A 15,056-nucleotide genomic window follows, 5' to 3' on the forward strand; every position below is an offset into this window, starting at 1 on the left:
TTACTCATTACAATCAAGATCCTTCTGCTTTTCTTCCAATATCACTTTATTTATTTTCGTTAACGTATCTGTCATTTGCTCTAGGGCGTTTATATCGATTTTAGAGAAATATTTCTCAATTAATACATCATCTAACTCAGACAACCGTTCTATATACTTACTACCGTTTGGACCAAGTGTAAGAAAATACTCCCGTTTATTATTAGGGTTTACTTGTTTTGAAATCATCTTCTGTTTCTCCAATTTCGATAAAACTTGGCTAACGGCACTTTTCGTTATATTAAACGTACTCGCAATGTTATTTGCTGTCGTGTTTTCATTTAAATGAATATGAAATAACATGCTCTCTTGCTGCCCAGTAAGACCGAACTCATCCTTTAAATCTTGAAATAGTAAAATATAGAGTTCCGTATAGGCTCGATTCATTTCATTAATTACTTCTTTATACGTTCTAGTCATAGCATCCTCCATGCTTTTATTTCGTTTTGCTTAATAGTTAAGTTTACTTAACTTAACTATATTATACCGTTATGTTTGTGTAAAGGGAAATATAACTCTACACTCTACTCACAATGATACAAAAAAGACACTCTTCTAAAACAAGTTTAGTCGCTTCTGTCTCACTGCTTTCCTCATCCAAATACTTGGTAAGTAATTCTGAATAATCAAAAAGAAAATCAACAAAATTCCATATAGACCCATTAATGGTTAAAATGTTATAATGGAATTACCCTACATAGTTACTCATAGCCAGACTGAGGAACTAGCGTCTTATTAAGTAATGCGCATAACTAAAATAAAAAAGACACTTTACGGTGTCTTTTTTATTTATATTCATTGGAAATTGGAATTATCTCTTTTATAAACAGACTCTATCAAACAGTAAAGGAGACTAACAGATGGAACATCCTGTTGCAAGAGAATTACGTTTTATACGGGTATGTCTTATCATTTTGATTATTGTCATTGCGTTTTGGGACCGGGAGAAAACTGTAGAAATTACTGATCACGGTAGCAATCCTATCTTAAACACCAGCAATATGACCCAAGTTGGTGAGAATACATTTGCATACAAAGACGAATCAAATCAAATTAAAATATTTAAGTTTAATCCAGATACAAATGAAATATCACTTATTAAAGAGTTTCGTGCTGAGGAATACTACTCAGATACAGCTAAATAAAGTAATATTGACCACAAAAGTATAATGACCACAGCCTTTAGCCATAATTACGACTAGAGGCTTTTTGTATGTAAGTAAATGAAAAAGGAGCTAATTTTATGGAACATAATAAAAATGGAATACTTGCTTTAATTGTTTTATTTTTAGGATTAGTGTTTTTTGTTAGTGGAATGGTTTATCATTTATGGGGCTCATTTTAATTTCAACTTTTAGACGGATAAAGTGAAACTTTAATCAGCCCCCACCTAACTTCTTTGCTTTCGCTGAATTTTTAAGTGGGGGTCTTACTGCCCGGCAAATAGCGGGATAAATAACTCGAATCAGAGAAATGCACAATATTTTCCCTTTTCCTTCCAAAATTAATATAATAAGATATAAAATGTAATACATATAAAGACAAATATATAGCACTCATTAAAGTGCTTCTATTTTGGAAGGAAGAAACGATGAACAAAAAGTTATTAGCCCCATTATTATGTAGCACATTCTTGTTTGGAGTATCAGCTTGCAGTTCACATGATGCGCCTGCAAAAAATGAGCAGGCGACTTCTAAAAAAACAGAGAATGACAAACTTAGTAGCAAGGATTCGCAAAAAGAACTTCCTACCAATGTAGATTCCTCTGATGTATACATGTCAATGGGATCTGCCGAGTCATTAGATGTTATAGGGACTGGAGAAGTTAAAGCACAAGGTGTCTTTAAAGTATTAGACATCGCAGTTTATAATCGTAAAGAAGAACCCATTACACTAGATATTAACAACTTTAAATTAATTGATGGATTTGGAAGAGAATATCACATTTCTAATGAATATCAATCCGTACTTAAAGCTGCAAATACGTCTACATTTAAATTTGGTATTGTTAACCCTGATGAACATTCGGACGGAAACATTGTATTCGATGTACCGAAAAACACGCGAGGATTAACTTTAAAATTTAATAATGATAAGTTAGATAAAGAGCTCCAATTAAAAGTGGAATTGGAATAGGCAAAATAAATACGTCTCCCTTAACATTCTCTACTAACATAAAAAAGTACAGTCTTTTCTACAGCAGACTGTACTTTTTCATTTATCATTTCACATAACATTCCCTAATTTTTTTGACTAGATGCTCTCCAATCACGAAAAGATGTTGGGCGTCCAGAAAAAGCTCTTTGCTTTGTAACAGATGGTTTTTCTTCAGGAGTCATTGTTTTTTCTTTAAGCGTCGCTGGTTTTTCTTTAAGCGTCACTGATTTTTCTTCAAGAATAGTCACAGCTGTTTGCATTTTCTCTAACTGTTCTTTCAGCAATTGTTGTTCAATCTTTAAATCCGTAAGTAAACGTAAAATCATCTCAGAATTAGCCATAAGATCCTCCTTCCCCCAATACACAGAATAAAATACAATATGTAGAAGGCGGGATACCGGTGACAAAAATAAGGTCGTCAACTCTTTTTAACTTCTAAAATCCTTTTATTTTTTTAAGGACCTGCTCCATTCATCCTTAAAAACATAAATTAAATTAAATCCATTAATAAATGGTCTTTATGGAAGGAGGAGTTAATATGGGCTATGGCGGTAGTTGTGGTGGAGGCTGTGGTTTCGGCGGCGGATTTGCCTTACTTGTTGTGCTCTTCATCTTATTAATCATCGTTGGCGCTAGCTGTTGGGGCGGCGGATTCGGCTGCTAAGGAGAGGCACTCTTGAGAGTGTCTTTTTTTTGGTATGTGGCTCGTATACATATTTAAAAAAATTTCCGTTCTAGAAGTACTATAATATTAGCTTAACATGTCAGTTCCCCCTAATTAATAGGTGGTTCTAGCCTATAGAATTCTTTTAAATATAAAATGAAACTATATTTCTCAATGAATAAAACAATTTAACATGGTAAAATAATATTTGGATGGGAGTCCAATATATTATTAAAATTAAGATGGTTCAAGTCGAAGGAAGGCACCTTAGGGTGTCTTTTCTTTTTTATAAATAATTATAAAGTAAAATTGCAAAGGATGCTTACTACTTACAAGGAACATTTTCTTCCCTACAACTATTTATTTGAAACTAATTACTATTATAAATATAAAGAAGTTATGGATAAAGTAGTGAGGTAAATAAAACAAAATATAGATTTAATTCATGTTTCTCAACGAGGTACCACCAGCATTTTCAAAAAAATACGCTAAGCAAAAAAAATAATCAGCTGTCCATATGGACAGCTGATTTACATCATTACATTTCTATTATTTATCTTACCACTTGTACAGATACTGGTTTCCACCCCTGATTTTCTACCCAATCAATATTAACCTTATATTTTTTATTATTTTGCTTATCTCGTACATTACCGTAGGCTTTATTATTACCATTATTCCCAATAAAATCGAAAATCAATTGGCTCTCTGGAACATCAACAGCATAAGAAATTGCTTTTTTCATCTCACTCCAATCTACTGTTCCTTCTTTAAATTTCATTTCAGGTTTTGCTCCTTGCTCGGTACCAATTGGCTTCCAAGAAGGATTAGTTTGAGAACCCTTTTCTTGAGATGCCGTTTTTTCTTCCTCATTATTTTCATTTCCGTTCGTTTTTACCGATTTTTCTGCTTTTGATTTCTCTTCTAGCTGTGCTGCTTCTTTATCTTCAATTTTCTTCTCTTCTATCTTTGCTGTTTCTTTATCTTCAGTTTTCTTCTCTTCTATCTTTGCTGTTTCTTTATCTTCAGTTTTCTTCTCTTCTATCTTTGTTACTTTCTTTTCTTGAGCAATTGCTTTCGTTGATGTATTAGAAGGGGTAAACAATTGGTATGTCACTATACCAACTGTCACTAATACCAAAGTAAATGCAATATTAAAAATTGCCTTTTGACGACGATTCTGTTGTTTTTCTTGAAATCTGCTTACTTGTCCCATTCTTCAAACCTCCGTGTTTACTTTCTCCTCTACTCTTTATGTATTATCCCTAAAATTCTTAATATTTTTATTAAACAATAGAAATAAACTACACTTTCCATACAGGATTTCATATCATAATAAAATTTGTGTTTTTTCAAGTATCTGACATATGTTATTCAAAATAGTTTAATACATTAAAAATAGATAAGCTTCTGCACTTAAGAAACTTTCAATTTTATTCAAAGGTGATTCCAATTATGTCCATATTAGATCTCCTGTAGAAAGCTTTTTAACAATTAAACCTCTTCTTCCCTTATTTATAATTTTTAAATTAAATTTCCCTCTATAGTATAATAAAGATGTTTCGTTTTCTAATGGGGTATGTCGTAAAATCAAAAGGGATTTTATCTCTTTTACCTTCTTTTCAGAGTAAATTTCACCACTAGGAAATTCTATTATTCCTAATGTAATCTTTAATTCGCTCTCATCGAAAGGCCACTCCTTATTAAGTTCCCTTATCTTTTGTATAAAGCTTCTTTTGGTTTGTCCTATATATAGCAATGTTACACTCTTAGCACATACTCTAGAGATTGCAAATATCCCCTTCTTAGAAGCTTCTTCCCTATTATAAAAATCATTTATACTATACATTCCATACCATTTAATATGTACTGTTTCTATGAATCTCACCTCATTTTTAGACAATATTATAATTTCTGAATGTTCAAATTATAATGGGCGCATAGTCCTGATTACTTGAATTATAAATTGTGCTTTTCAATAATACATTTTATTATTACTAATTTCAATAATACAAAAAAAATACAATATTATAGTTTAATTACAAAACTTTATAAAAAAACAAAGTGATGTCGTACCAAATATTATATTTTTTCAATATCAGACTACCATGAACAAAAGTTAGAGAGTTATGGAATAAAATATAATTTGTATGTACATTTCTTTCAAAAAAAGTTTTGTAGTTTGCAACTGAATTAAAAAACATAGATTTTTATGACTCTTTCGGAGATATACCAAAGTGGGATCTTTGATATGCACATTACTATACCGAACTTTCGGTATAGTATTTTTTTGCAGCTCCTTGATTTTTCACCAAATACGTATAAAAATCAATAGTAGGAAAATAAACTGCTGGCTAAAAGTTTACTTTCGATAAAATAAAAAAGAATCTGCAAATCTGCAGATTCTCCTGATAATGATTATATAAGTATAGTATCATCTATTTATTTGACTATTATTCGGAAAGTATAAAACGGTTCACTAGATAGCAGAGTATTTTTACATATTGTATTAATTCCTTCTTCAAAAATCCCCCTAAAATAAAAAATACGCTATTCTTTCTGTAGAATCATAGGAAAGGATGGTATTTTTGTATGTCTATTTCTGTATTTGATGAATTATAACTATTTGCTAAAGAAATTCAAAGCTTTTTATGGACTTTCTTTTATTATATCGGTTTCACATATTTCCTCTAAAATCTCTAATACTTGCTTTTTCAATTCAGCCATTTACTTATTTTCTATGACTTCTTATTCTTTTTCTTTTATAGGAATCATTGCAAGAACTGTTAAATCTGCATTCGTTAAATCTTTTATCACTTGATGAGAAGCAAATACCGGTAGCGAAACAATAAAACCATCATCTACTTTTGTAATATCATTATGTGTAACATACTCCAGAAATACTTTATTTGCAGCCGCTATAAATTCTTCATCGCCTGTTCCATCAGGGTATGATACACCAATTTCCCCTAACATAATATAATATTGCTTTTTAATACCAGTCATATCCATTGGATCAATGGATTGAATTTTGTAATTTACCATTCCAGATTTCACTTTTCTTTCAGGAATATCTAAGTCAAAAAACTCTCCAGCTTCTTCTAAAATAATATTGATATCTTTGATTGTTGTTATAGCATTAGTTGCTTCCTTAAAAAACATGAGTTGCTCTCTTGATAAAACAATATTTTCTTCCTCTTTCTTAAACTGTAGATTTTCTAAAATATCTTCTATTTCTTCTACATTTTCCAGAAAAAATATATCATTCTCCATATGAGGAATTAATTCTTTTAAGTTTATCAAATACATTTGTGAATATTTTATATTCATCTCTTTCATTTCACGTAATTTGTCTAGAAATTTTAATACCTTAGCTTTACGATATGTTTCTGCCATCATTTTCACCTCTCGTTACATTTCGTATACAATCTGCATACAATGTGTATACAGATTGTATACGAGGTGTATTGGATTTGCAAGTATTAATTTTAAAATACAAAATTAATTGGTATTGTTTAAAAATTTTTATTATAGCTATCATGAATTTACTAATACAACTCCACCTATAAAGGTTACGATTCTAAAAAATATTAGATTTTCAAATATTCTTCTTCGCCTGCTGAAACTCTTACAGCGAAACGGACGAAAATCCCCATCGATACAGGGAGAAAACAGTCTTTAATATATTAGGTGTCGTTTACAATTGGACCATGTCTGATAATTAAGCCGCTTAATTTTAAAAATGAAACCCGTTAGGATTTATTTGATATGCAGAATCCCCAATGATTTGCACTGGTTTTTAGAATAAGAAAAAATCCCTTCTGAAACTGACCTTTCTTAGCCTTAGCTTGATAGCAATGTGGCGGTACCCCATCGCTATCAAGCTAAGACTTTAAAGAAGCCCCTAAACGATAATTTTGTGTTTTTTACAGCACCGAAGTTCATTTTGATAGTTTTTGGGTAACCTTTTTTGTTAGGGTGATAGATATGGGGGCTAAGTCATAAATGTTTAAAAAAGAGCTCGTCCTATCTTTTCTGTACGAGAAACAAGATAGATTGACCTAGTACTGTGGAAATCTTTAATGGGTACAGAACAAAGAGATAAATGACCTATGTGTTCTGAAATTGTTCGAAACACGCTCTTACTTTATTTAATTGATTCATTCTTTTATAAAAAAGTCTGTTCATTTCTATGATCCTTCAACTAACGCCATCCACCCATTGAACAAAAAGGAAAAAGTAAAGTTAACTCTTTTTCCCATAAGGAATAATGACTTTGTTCAGTAATCATTATCATTTTGCTAATGTAATGAACTTACTTTATTAATTTTCAACGGATACCCTCTTCATTAATCGCTTTAATTTATTTTCTGTATCCGTTTCCCCTACTGGCGTATAGATACTACACCGTAAATCCATATCACCTTGAACTTGAAAAGAAGTTAAATTAAACAGCATTTTGCCTGCTTTAGCATGTCTGAATTCAATTATCATGTCTGGAGCCTTACTCACTTGACTTTCTTGCCATAAATTCTGGAATTCTGGATAGGAACGACTCATTTCTTCAATAAACTGGCTGTACCATTCATCGTCTAAATAGCGTCCATAATAGGTACGGAAAATAGCAAGAAAACCTTTCACGAAATGTTCCCAATTGACGGCCAATGCTTTTAACTCTTTTCTAGTGAATACTAAACGAATCAAATTTCTTTGATCATTTGGTATTTGTTCAAAATCTAAAAAAACATGAGCAGCTGCAGGATTCCAGCCCATAATATGGCAATGTCGATCCGTAATGATAGTTGGACAATATGTTAATTCATCTAGTATTCGTATTAAAGAAGGGCTAAGCTTTGATTGATCCTTTTTTGGACTTGTACTTTCTGAATTTGTTTCGAATGCCAGGTCATATAAGTAGTCTGTTTCATCATTATTTAATTGCAAAGCTTTAGAAATACAATCAAGTACGATTGTAGAAACCTTTATATCTCTTCCTTGCTCTAGCCATGTATACCAAGTGGTGCTTACACCTGCTAACTGCGCAACCTCTTCTCTTCGTAACCCAGGTGTTCTTCTCCGGTTTCCGGCAGACAAACCAATAGACTCTGGACTAATTTGGGCACGCTTAGCTTTTAAGAATGCCGACAGAGCTTTAAGCCTTGTTTTATTATTCATTTTTAAAACTCCTTATCTTATCAATTTATCCTAGTAGTAGTTATACTAGGATAAATCCCCCCCTTGTAATAGGATAAATTGACTGTAAAATACAAGTATATTATTGATTGGAGGGAATGCAAAGTGGAAAGAGTTGTGATTACTGGTATGGGCGTAGTTTCTCCTATAGGAAACGACATCAAAACATTTTGGAACAATCTAATTAAAGGGGAATCTGGTATAGTCAATATCGATACTTTCGATGTTACCAATCATAAAACAAAAATTGCGGGTATCGTCCAAGATTTTGATGCAGATGAAGTTTTAGGAAAGAAAGAGGCAAGACGTTTAGATCGTTTTTCTCAATTTGCTTTGGCTGCAGCTGAACAAGCTTGGTCAGATTCTAAGTTAGACCTCGATCGTATAGATGTAGAAAGGTTAGGCGTATACGTGGGTTCAGGTATTGGAGGGATTGAAACCTTGATTGAAAATGTTGATGCACTTAGGCAGAAGGGACCAAGAAGAGTCAGCCCAACTCTAGTACCTGCCATAATGTCTAATGCTGCTGCAGCACAAATTAGTATCAAGTGGAATGCGATGGGACCTTCTATGTCACCTGTTTCTGCCTGTGCAATTGGAAATACATCTATCGGGGAAGCCTTTAGACTAATTCGTTCTGGGGAAGCTGACGTTATATTTGCGGGTGGAACAGAGTCAGCTATAACAGACTTATCAATAGCCAGTTTTGGTAACGCTACAGCATTATCAACAAGAAACGATAATCCCACTAAAGCTAGTCGTCCATTTGATGAAAATCGAGATGGATTTGTCATGTCAGAAGGAGCTGGAATTCTAATCTTAGAATCTTTATCTCATGCTTTACATAGAGAGGCAAAGATTTATGCAGAAGTCATTGGATATGGTGCAAGTTCAGACGCATACCATATCGTAGCTACACATCCGGAAGGTAAAGGTGCTTATCTTGCAATGAGATCAGCTTTAAAAAATGCCAATATATCGCCTGAAGAAGTTGATGTTATTAGTGCCCATGCAACAAGTACAAAAGTGGGGGACATCTCTGAAACGATGGCTATTAAGCAACTGTTTGGAAAACAAGCTTATCAGATTCCGGTAACAGCTAATAAATCTATGCTTGGTCATATGTTAGGGGCAGCTGGTGGAGTTGAAGCAATTGCTCTAGCAATGAGCTTAAAGGAAGGGACAGTTCCTCCAACAATTAACTTAGAAAATCTTGATCCATTATGTGATCTGGATTATGTACCATCTGTTGCTCGCCAAGTGAAAATAAATATAGGTCTATCTAACTCATTTGGTTTCGGAGGTCATAATGCAGCCATTGTTTTAAAGAGATACGAGTGAATAAATTTCTCTCGTAAATTTAACCGTTTACTCTAGAAACGGTTAGATTTATTCAATTAAAAAAAGGAAGAGAGAGTGAGAAAATGAATATTAGAGTAGCAACTGCATTAGACTACCCTAATTTAAGAAGGATATATTTAGAATCACGGCGTGAAAGTTTTCATTGGCTAGATAGAAATGAAATGACTATAGAAGATTTTGATAAACATACTGAAGGAGAACATATACTACTAGCAGAGGAAGATAATCATATCCTCGGATTTGCTTCTTTATATTTACCTGAAAACTTTATACACAATTTATTTGTACATCCTGAGTTCTTTGGTAAGGGGGCTGGAAGACAGTTACTTCATGCTTCCATAGAAAAGATGAATACACCATTAAGATTAAAGTGTGTTTCTAAAAATCAAAAAGCATTAAAGTTTTATGAGAATATGGGCTGGAAAAAAGTTATTGAAGAAGGTGAGCTAGAAGAAAAATATTGGGTAATGATATATGAGAGGTAGCACCACATCGCTATCTAGTGAACCGTTTTATACTTTCCGAACAATAGCCAAATAAATGGATGATACTATACTTTGAATAAAAAACACAAGCATTACATAATAAATAAAATATTCCTTATCTATTAACTTAAATATTGCTACTAATGCTACTCCAATTAATATACCAACGGTTAGAACAGTATAAGATAATGACTTAATTTTAAAGATGAACATTTGCCCTCTCTCATCTTGTGACTCCATCCGACGTTCAAATGTAATTTTGTAAATTTCTGCAATAAACACCAATACTACTAACACACAAATTACAATCGTAGCAATATTAACCATTATTCATCCTCCTTATATTTAAATACATCGGTTATCTCTTTCTCAAGTGAATTAGAAATTTTGAAAGCTAAAATCAAAGAAGGGTTATATTTATTTTTTTCTAAAGCTACTATAGTTTGTCGACTGACACCAACTGCATCTGCTAATTGTTGTTGAGTCCATCTTTTTTCAGCTCTTCCTACTACTATATTATTTTCAAGCATGTCATTCCTCTCTTCTATTATACAGTTATATTAACGTAATAGTAATATCTTTTTTACAAAAAGTAAAGAATATATTACAACGAACCGAATAATACATTATATGTTTCGCCGAAAAAACATGAAAATTATACGCTATTAAATTTATTTGGGGTTCTGCCGTATGCCCACCAACTTAAGAAAACAAATTCACCCCATAACGAGAAAATGAGCTTTTTATTACAAATTAGCACAAAGTTTCGTTCTGGGGGTAGGTGTATTTTGTTAGCTTGATAGCGATGTGGTGCTACCCCTCAATGAACAAAAAAAATTAGCATAGTAAAATAGTATTCGTCGGATAGGAGTCCAATATATTATTAAAATTAAGATGGTTCAAGTTGAAGGAAGGCACTTTAGGGGGTCTTTTCGTTATTTTTAAAAGGACCTGCTCCATTCATTCTTAAAAACATAAAGTAAAGTGAACCCGTTAAAATACATGAATGAACCTTAGTTTTAATCCTCTTACCTAAAGGAGGAACTATTATGGGCTATGGTGGTAGTTGCGGAGAAGGCTGTGGTTTTGCTGGAGGATTTGCTTTGCTTGTTGTACTCTTTATACTATTAATCATTATCGGATGCAGTTGCTTCTGCTAAAAAACTATTAGAAAGGACACTCTTATATGGGTGTCTTTTCTTTATGAAAAATATCTAACTATCAACCTTTTCCTTATGACTTCTAACATCAACAAAGGGTGATACAAACTATTACATATGTTTGTACCACCCTTTATTGATGCGTTTAGACTTCACAGTTGTTAAAGTTTTAGACTTCTCCCTTAGTGTACCCATATTATTAGAACATCCTGTAATCTGTAGACAAAATGTAGCTAATAAAAACAATATTAATAATTTCTTCAATAAATCCTCCTACATGCATAAAACACCATATGTTACAAAACAAACATAACATCAACTCTTTATAAAAACAATATAATCCTCGGTCCTTAAGCTATCTCTTAACATAGGAGTACCGCTACATATTCATACAGCCAAAATTTTAAAATATCCTCTACTTAAGGAATTTGTAAGTATCAAGTAAGAAAAACGAGAGCTTTGCTTCGTATAATCAAAATATAAAGTGAAGGAAGAAAGATTATTTCTGGGATTAATATGCATGTAACAAGAGAAGAAATCTACATTTTTTTAGAATAATAATATTAGTATGTCCAAGTTTTGGAGATTGCTTGCAAATATTTTGAAGTTTTCGCACCAGAATTCTAATTACCATACCTGTTTTGTACCATCACATATTGGAGGTTGAAACATGAATAAAAAAAAGAAAATACAAAAATCAGTCCTTACCTTTACCCTACTCTTTTCTTTAGGCGTTTCATCTTTCCCGCTTACAACAACTATTCACGCAGATACACATGAGGAACAATCTGCTGAAAAGAAACTAGTCTCTTTAACGGAGCGTACATCATTATTTTTTGAATATCTCCAGAAAGGTAAGTATGCAGAGGCACTACAGTTGACGTCTGCTGCTTTTCAATCCAAGTTTACAGCAACCACATTACAAAACTGGTGGACACAAAGTGGCTGGAGCGGGATAAAAAGTATGGGAACCCCCGTGATAAAAGAACGAAACTTGGTCCATCAGACGGTGGAAATTCCAGCAGATACCGAAGGAACTACCATACCGCTACTCCTTAAATTCACACCTGGCGGGAAAGTAGATGAAATTGGAGAAAGGCCACCCGAGGAATCTTATACCATCCCGCATCCTAGCTATGATCAACCTGACTCCTATCAAGAACGTGAAATCGTCATTGGAAATTCTACCTATCCGTTACCAGCGACATTAACAGTTCCGAAACATAAGCGTGGTGAAAAACTGCCCGTAGTTGTTCTTGTTCATGGTGCTGGCATCCATGATCGCGATAGCACATATATGGGAACAAAAATCTTACGAGACATTGCAGTGGGCCTTTCATCCAACGGAATTGCAGTGTTGCGCTATGAAAAACGCACCTTAGAACATGCATTAAAGATGAGTACAGAACCTGTTACGTTAGACCGTGATACTACAGATGATGCTATATTTGCAGCAAAATCAGCAGCGCAGCAGGAAGGCATTGATCCAAATAATATTTTCATTCTTGGACATAGCCTAGGAGCTGGCACAATGCCACGTATACTAAGCAAAGCACCTTCCTCACTTGTCCGAGGAAGCATCTTACTCGCACCACCTGCACGCTCTTTGACTGAAATTTCCATTGATCAGTATCAATACCTTGGGAAACCAAAGGAAGAAATCGATGAACTAAAAAGACAGGTCGCTTTTATTCAGGATCCTACTTTCAATCCCAATCATCCTCCAGCTGGCTACAATTTTGGGTCACCTCATTTTATGTATGATGTTTCTAGGTGGCGTCCAGTTGAAGAGGCAAAATCACGAAAAGAGCCTTTACTCATTCTGCAAGGAGCACGTGATTATCAAGTAACAGTAAAAGATGAATATACAAAATGGCAGAAAGGACTTTCAAACCGCGGGAATGTTCAGTTCAAAAAATATCCGAAATTGAATCATTTCTTCACGGAGGGTGACAGGGAATTAAGCCTCCCTAGTGAATATGAAATCCCTGCTAACGTTCCCGAATACGTCATCCAGGACATTATTACATGGGTTAACGAGACAAAAAAATAAGCAAACATCAAAAGCCTTCATGCAATCATTATTGCGTGAAGGCTTTTTGAAACTAGTGATTCAGAGATAGCTATTATTTTATATAATATTTGCCCCAAAACGAAAAATTAGAGTCTTTTATAGCAATGAAGTTCATTTTAAGAGCAACCTGTTCTGTGAGCTTAACGGTGATGGGCGGTACCCCTAGAATAAAGAAACAAGAGTAGTTAAAGAGACTACTCTTGTTTCTTTTCCTTCTCTTCTTTTTCAATTTCAGATACAGATTTTGCTGGTTTTTTAATCATTTTATCTAATTCCCCAGAACAACCAAACTTATCCTCAAATTTATCTGTAGTACTTATACTTGCATCAAACCATAATTCCTTATCATTATTTATATATCCTTCTACAGAAGGAACTCCCATTGGACTTACATCATTTTTTGTAAATGTAATCGATTTTACATCTTTAATATTATAGTGAATATATTTTTCTACTCGTTCTTTTTGCTCGTTCCAAAACTTTTCTTCAATTTCTTTTTGTTTTAAATATTCCATAGTAAAATATCCTCCTGCTATGATCACCACAGCAGATACAATCAAAATCATTACTTTCTTCATTGGAAATCTCCTTATAAAAAGCCTACCAATGTATTCTTCTTAAAATGGGATACAGAAAATAAGAGTAGTACAAAGACTACTCTTGTTTTTTTTCTTTCTCTTCTTTTTCGATTTCAGATACAGATTTTGCAGGTTTTTTTATCATTTCATCTAATTCTCCAGAACGCGTAAATTTATTTTCAAAGTTTTTAGTTGTACTTATACTAGCTATAAAATCTAATTCTTTATTATTGTTTATATAACCTTTTAATTTAGGGACTCCCATAGGACTTACACCCTTTTCTATAAACGTAATAGATTTTACATCTTCAATATTATAATAAATATACTTTTCTACTCGTGCCTCTTGTACTTTCCAAAATTGTTCTTCTTTTTCTTTTTGTTTTAAGTATTCCATAGTAAAATATCCTCCTGCTATGAGTATCACAGCAGATACAATCAAAATCATTACTTTCTTCATTGGAAATCCCCTTATATTCCAAGCTAGTTAACATATGCTCTTTCTAAAGTAGGGTACAGAAACCAAGAGTAGTCGCAAGAACTACTCTTGGTTTTTTTCTTTCTCTTCTTTTTCAATTTCAGATACTGATTTTTCAGGATTTTTTATAAGTTTTCCTAATTTCCCAGAACGCGTAAATTTGTCTTCAAAGTTTTCAGTTGTACTTATACTAGCTGTAAAATCTAATTCTTTATTATTATTTATATAACCTTTTATATGAGGAACCCCCATTGGACTTATCTTATTTTCTGTAAATGTAATCGATTTTACATCTTTAATATTATAGTGAATATACTTTTCTACTCGTGCCTCTTGTACTTTCCAAAACTCTTCTTCTTTTTCTTTTTGTTTTAAGTATTCCATAGTAAAATATCCTCCTGCTATGAGTATCACAGCAGATATAACCAAAATCATTGCTTTCTTCATTAGAAATCTCCTTATAAAAAGCCTACCAATGTATTCTTCTTAAAATGGGATAGAGAAGACAAGAATAGTACAAAGACTACTCTTGTTTCTTTTCCTTCTCTTCTTTTTCAATTTCAGATACCGACTTATCAGGTTTTTTTATAAGTTTATCTAATTCCCCAGAACATCCAAAATCATCTTCAAAATTTTCCGTAGTACCTATACCAGCATCAAACCATAATCCCTTATCACCATTTATATAACCTCTTATATGAGGAACGCCCATTGGACTTACCTTATGTTCTCTAAATGTAATCGATTTTACATCTTTAATATTATAGTGAATATACTTTTCTACTCGTTCTTTTTGCTCGTTCCAAAACTTTTCTTCAATTTCTTTTTGTTTTAAATATTCCATAGTAAAATATCCTCCTGCTAT

At 32.9% G+C, this 15,056-nt stretch carries 19 protein-coding genes; 7 read left to right on the plus strand and 12 right to left on the minus strand.

From position 1 onward, the window contains the following. The gene (locus ES895_RS11485; protein ID WP_065704709.1) at positions 1-459 is read right to left on the minus strand and encodes a MarR family winged helix-turn-helix transcriptional regulator; all 459 of its coding nucleotides are present in this window, start codon (positions 457-459) and stop codon (positions 1-3) included. 440 nt (positions 460-899) lie between these two features. Between ES895_RS11485 and ES895_RS11490 the strand changes: the two genes are divergently transcribed. Both ES895_RS11490 and ES895_RS11495 read left to right on the plus strand, forming a co-directional pair. Continuing rightward, complete coding sequence (locus tag ES895_RS11490) at positions 900-1,184, plus strand: YmzC family protein (RefSeq protein WP_000400968.1); 285 nt, start codon at positions 900-902, stop codon at positions 1,182-1,184. 446 nt (positions 1,185-1,630) lie between these two features. After that, positions 1,631-2,176, plus strand: coding sequence for a DUF4352 domain-containing protein (locus ES895_RS11495; protein ID WP_065704710.1), 546 nt, complete (start codon positions 1,631-1,633; stop codon positions 2,174-2,176). A gap of 104 nt (positions 2,177-2,280) precedes the next feature. On the opposite strand, the gene ES895_RS11500 is transcribed toward ES895_RS11495, so the two are convergent. Further along, positions 2,281-2,538 (minus strand): hypothetical protein, encoded by a 258-nt coding sequence (locus ES895_RS11500; protein ID WP_000013694.1) that lies wholly within the window; start codon positions 2,536-2,538, stop codon positions 2,281-2,283. A gap of 197 nt (positions 2,539-2,735) precedes the next feature. Here ES895_RS11500 and ES895_RS11505 point away from each other — a divergent pair, with 197 nt between their 5' ends. Next, complete coding sequence (locus ES895_RS11505) at positions 2,736-2,861, plus strand: YjcZ family sporulation protein (protein WP_000540377.1); 126 nt, start codon at positions 2,736-2,738, stop codon at positions 2,859-2,861. Between the two features lie 553 nt (positions 2,862-3,414). Here the strand turns inward: ES895_RS11505 and ES895_RS11510 are convergent. The 4 genes from ES895_RS11510 to ES895_RS11530 all read right to left on the minus strand — a co-directional run bounded on the left by ES895_RS11510 (position 3,415) and on the right by ES895_RS11530 (position 8,036). Further along, positions 3,415-4,077, minus strand: a complete 663-nt coding sequence (locus ES895_RS11510) for a YrrS family protein (protein WP_016090139.1) — start codon at positions 4,075-4,077, stop codon at positions 3,415-3,417. Between the two features lie 237 nt (positions 4,078-4,314). Then, complete coding sequence (locus ES895_RS11515) at positions 4,315-4,749, minus strand: hypothetical protein (RefSeq protein WP_002100802.1); 435 nt, start codon at positions 4,747-4,749, stop codon at positions 4,315-4,317. A gap of 860 nt (positions 4,750-5,609) precedes the next feature. Next, positions 5,610-6,260 carry a glycoside hydrolase family 18 protein gene (locus tag ES895_RS11520; protein WP_135238351.1) on the minus strand — a complete coding sequence of 217 codons (651 nt, stop codon included), beginning with the start codon at positions 6,258-6,260 and terminating at the stop codon, positions 5,610-5,612. A 924-nt stretch (positions 6,261-7,184) separates the two neighbouring features. Continuing rightward, positions 7,185-8,036, minus strand: coding sequence for a helix-turn-helix transcriptional regulator (locus tag ES895_RS11530; RefSeq protein WP_135238352.1), 852 nt, complete (start codon positions 8,034-8,036; stop codon positions 7,185-7,187). A 123-nt stretch (positions 8,037-8,159) separates the two neighbouring features. Between ES895_RS11530 and fabF the strand changes: the two genes are divergently transcribed. After that, the gene (gene fabF / locus ES895_RS11535; protein ID WP_000442906.1) at positions 8,160-9,395 is read left to right on the plus strand and encodes a beta-ketoacyl-ACP synthase II; all 1,236 of its coding nucleotides are present in this window, start codon (positions 8,160-8,162) and stop codon (positions 9,393-9,395) included. Positions 9,396-9,478: 83 nt separating this feature from the next. Then, positions 9,479-9,901: a GNAT family N-acetyltransferase gene (locus tag ES895_RS11540; protein WP_001026484.1), complete on the plus strand. Its 423-nt coding sequence runs from the start codon at positions 9,479-9,481 to the stop codon at positions 9,899-9,901. A gap of 27 nt (positions 9,902-9,928) precedes the next feature. On the opposite strand, the gene ES895_RS11545 is transcribed toward ES895_RS11540, so the two are convergent. Both ES895_RS11545 and ES895_RS11550 read right to left on the minus strand, forming a co-directional pair. Beyond that, positions 9,929-10,228 carry a hypothetical protein gene (locus ES895_RS11545; RefSeq protein WP_000247165.1) on the minus strand — a complete coding sequence of 100 codons (300 nt, stop codon included), beginning with the start codon at positions 10,226-10,228 and terminating at the stop codon, positions 9,929-9,931. After that, positions 10,228-10,431 carry a helix-turn-helix transcriptional regulator gene (locus ES895_RS11550; RefSeq protein WP_000892395.1) on the minus strand — a complete coding sequence of 68 codons (204 nt, stop codon included), beginning with the start codon at positions 10,429-10,431 and terminating at the stop codon, positions 10,228-10,230. Before ES895_RS11550 ends, ES895_RS11545 begins: the two co-directional genes overlap by 1 nt. A 519-nt stretch (positions 10,432-10,950) precedes the next feature. Between ES895_RS11550 and ES895_RS11555 the strand changes: the two genes are divergently transcribed. Both ES895_RS11555 and ES895_RS11560 read left to right on the plus strand, forming a co-directional pair. Next, positions 10,951-11,061: a YjcZ family sporulation protein gene (locus ES895_RS11555; RefSeq protein WP_000540371.1), complete on the plus strand. Its 111-nt coding sequence runs from the start codon at positions 10,951-10,953 to the stop codon at positions 11,059-11,061. Positions 11,062-11,731: 670 nt separating this feature from the next. Further along, positions 11,732-13,114 carry an alpha/beta hydrolase gene (locus ES895_RS11560; protein ID WP_135238353.1) on the plus strand — a complete coding sequence of 461 codons (1,383 nt, stop codon included), beginning with the start codon at positions 11,732-11,734 and terminating at the stop codon, positions 13,112-13,114. Between the two features lie 215 nt (positions 13,115-13,329). Here ES895_RS11560 and ES895_RS11565 read toward each other — a convergent pair whose 3' ends face one another. From ES895_RS11565 to ES895_RS11580, 4 genes are all read right to left on the minus strand, one after another. Then, a complete protein-coding gene (locus ES895_RS11565; protein WP_000757415.1) occupies positions 13,330-13,713 on the minus strand; it encodes a DUF1433 domain-containing protein in 384 nt (127 codons plus the stop codon). A gap of 76 nt (positions 13,714-13,789) precedes the next feature. Further along, complete coding sequence (locus ES895_RS11570; protein WP_000757414.1) at positions 13,790-14,173, minus strand: DUF1433 domain-containing protein; 384 nt, start codon at positions 14,171-14,173, stop codon at positions 13,790-13,792. A gap of 81 nt (positions 14,174-14,254) precedes the next feature. Beyond that, positions 14,255-14,638, minus strand: a complete 384-nt coding sequence (locus ES895_RS11575; protein ID WP_000710032.1) for a DUF1433 domain-containing protein — start codon at positions 14,636-14,638, stop codon at positions 14,255-14,257. Positions 14,639-14,714: 76 nt separating this feature from the next. Then, positions 14,715-15,056, minus strand: a 342-nt coding sequence (locus tag ES895_RS11580; protein ID WP_240690228.1) for a DUF1433 domain-containing protein, incomplete at its 5' end; no start/stop codon positions are given.

The organism is Bacillus sp. 007/AIA-02/001 (genome assembly GCF_004634455.1).
Taxonomy (GTDB): Bacteria; Bacillota; Bacilli; order Bacillales; family Bacillaceae_G; genus Bacillus_A; species Bacillus_A cereus.

Excerpts from the sequence above, each read along its gene's own strand:
- ES895_RS11560 (WP_135238353.1), top strand. The coding sequence starts at position 11,732 with ATGAATAAAAAAAAGAAAATACAAAAATCAGTCCTTACCTTTACCCTA.
- ES895_RS11555 (WP_000540371.1), top strand. The coding sequence starts at position 10,951 with ATGGGCTATGGTGGTAGTTGCGGAGAAGGCTGTGGTTTTGCTGGAGGA.
- ES895_RS11570 (WP_000757414.1), bottom strand. The coding sequence starts at position 14,173 with ATGAAGAAAGTAATGATTTTGATTGTATCTGCTGTGATACTCATAGCA.
- ES895_RS11550 (WP_000892395.1), bottom strand. The coding sequence starts at position 10,431 with ATGCTTGAAAATAATATAGTAGTAGGAAGAGCTGAAAAAAGATGGACT.
- ES895_RS11520 (WP_135238351.1), bottom strand. The coding sequence starts at position 6,260 with ATGATGGCAGAAACATATCGTAAAGCTAAGGTATTAAAATTTCTAGAC.
- ES895_RS11540 (WP_001026484.1), top strand. The coding sequence starts at position 9,479 with ATGAATATTAGAGTAGCAACTGCATTAGACTACCCTAATTTAAGAAGG.
- ES895_RS11505 (WP_000540377.1), top strand. The coding sequence starts at position 2,736 with ATGGGCTATGGCGGTAGTTGTGGTGGAGGCTGTGGTTTCGGCGGCGGA.
- ES895_RS11530 (WP_135238352.1), bottom strand. The coding sequence starts at position 8,036 with ATGAATAATAAAACAAGGCTTAAAGCTCTGTCGGCATTCTTAAAAGCT.
- ES895_RS11495 (WP_065704710.1), top strand. The coding sequence starts at position 1,631 with ATGAACAAAAAGTTATTAGCCCCATTATTATGTAGCACATTCTTGTTT.
- ES895_RS11500 (WP_000013694.1), bottom strand. The coding sequence starts at position 2,538 with ATGGCTAATTCTGAGATGATTTTACGTTTACTTACGGATTTAAAGATT.
- ES895_RS11490 (WP_000400968.1), top strand. The coding sequence starts at position 900 with ATGGAACATCCTGTTGCAAGAGAATTACGTTTTATACGGGTATGTCTT.
- ES895_RS11575 (WP_000710032.1), bottom strand. The coding sequence starts at position 14,638 with ATGAAGAAAGCAATGATTTTGGTTATATCTGCTGTGATACTCATAGCA.
- ES895_RS11545 (WP_000247165.1), bottom strand. The coding sequence starts at position 10,228 with ATGGTTAATATTGCTACGATTGTAATTTGTGTGTTAGTAGTATTGGTG.
- ES895_RS11485 (WP_065704709.1), bottom strand. The coding sequence starts at position 459 with ATGACTAGAACGTATAAAGAAGTAATTAATGAAATGAATCGAGCCTAT.
- ES895_RS11510 (WP_016090139.1), bottom strand. The coding sequence starts at position 4,077 with ATGGGACAAGTAAGCAGATTTCAAGAAAAACAACAGAATCGTCGTCAA.
- ES895_RS11565 (WP_000757415.1), bottom strand. The coding sequence starts at position 13,713 with ATGAAGAAAGTAATGATTTTGATTGTATCTGCTGTGGTGATCATAGCA.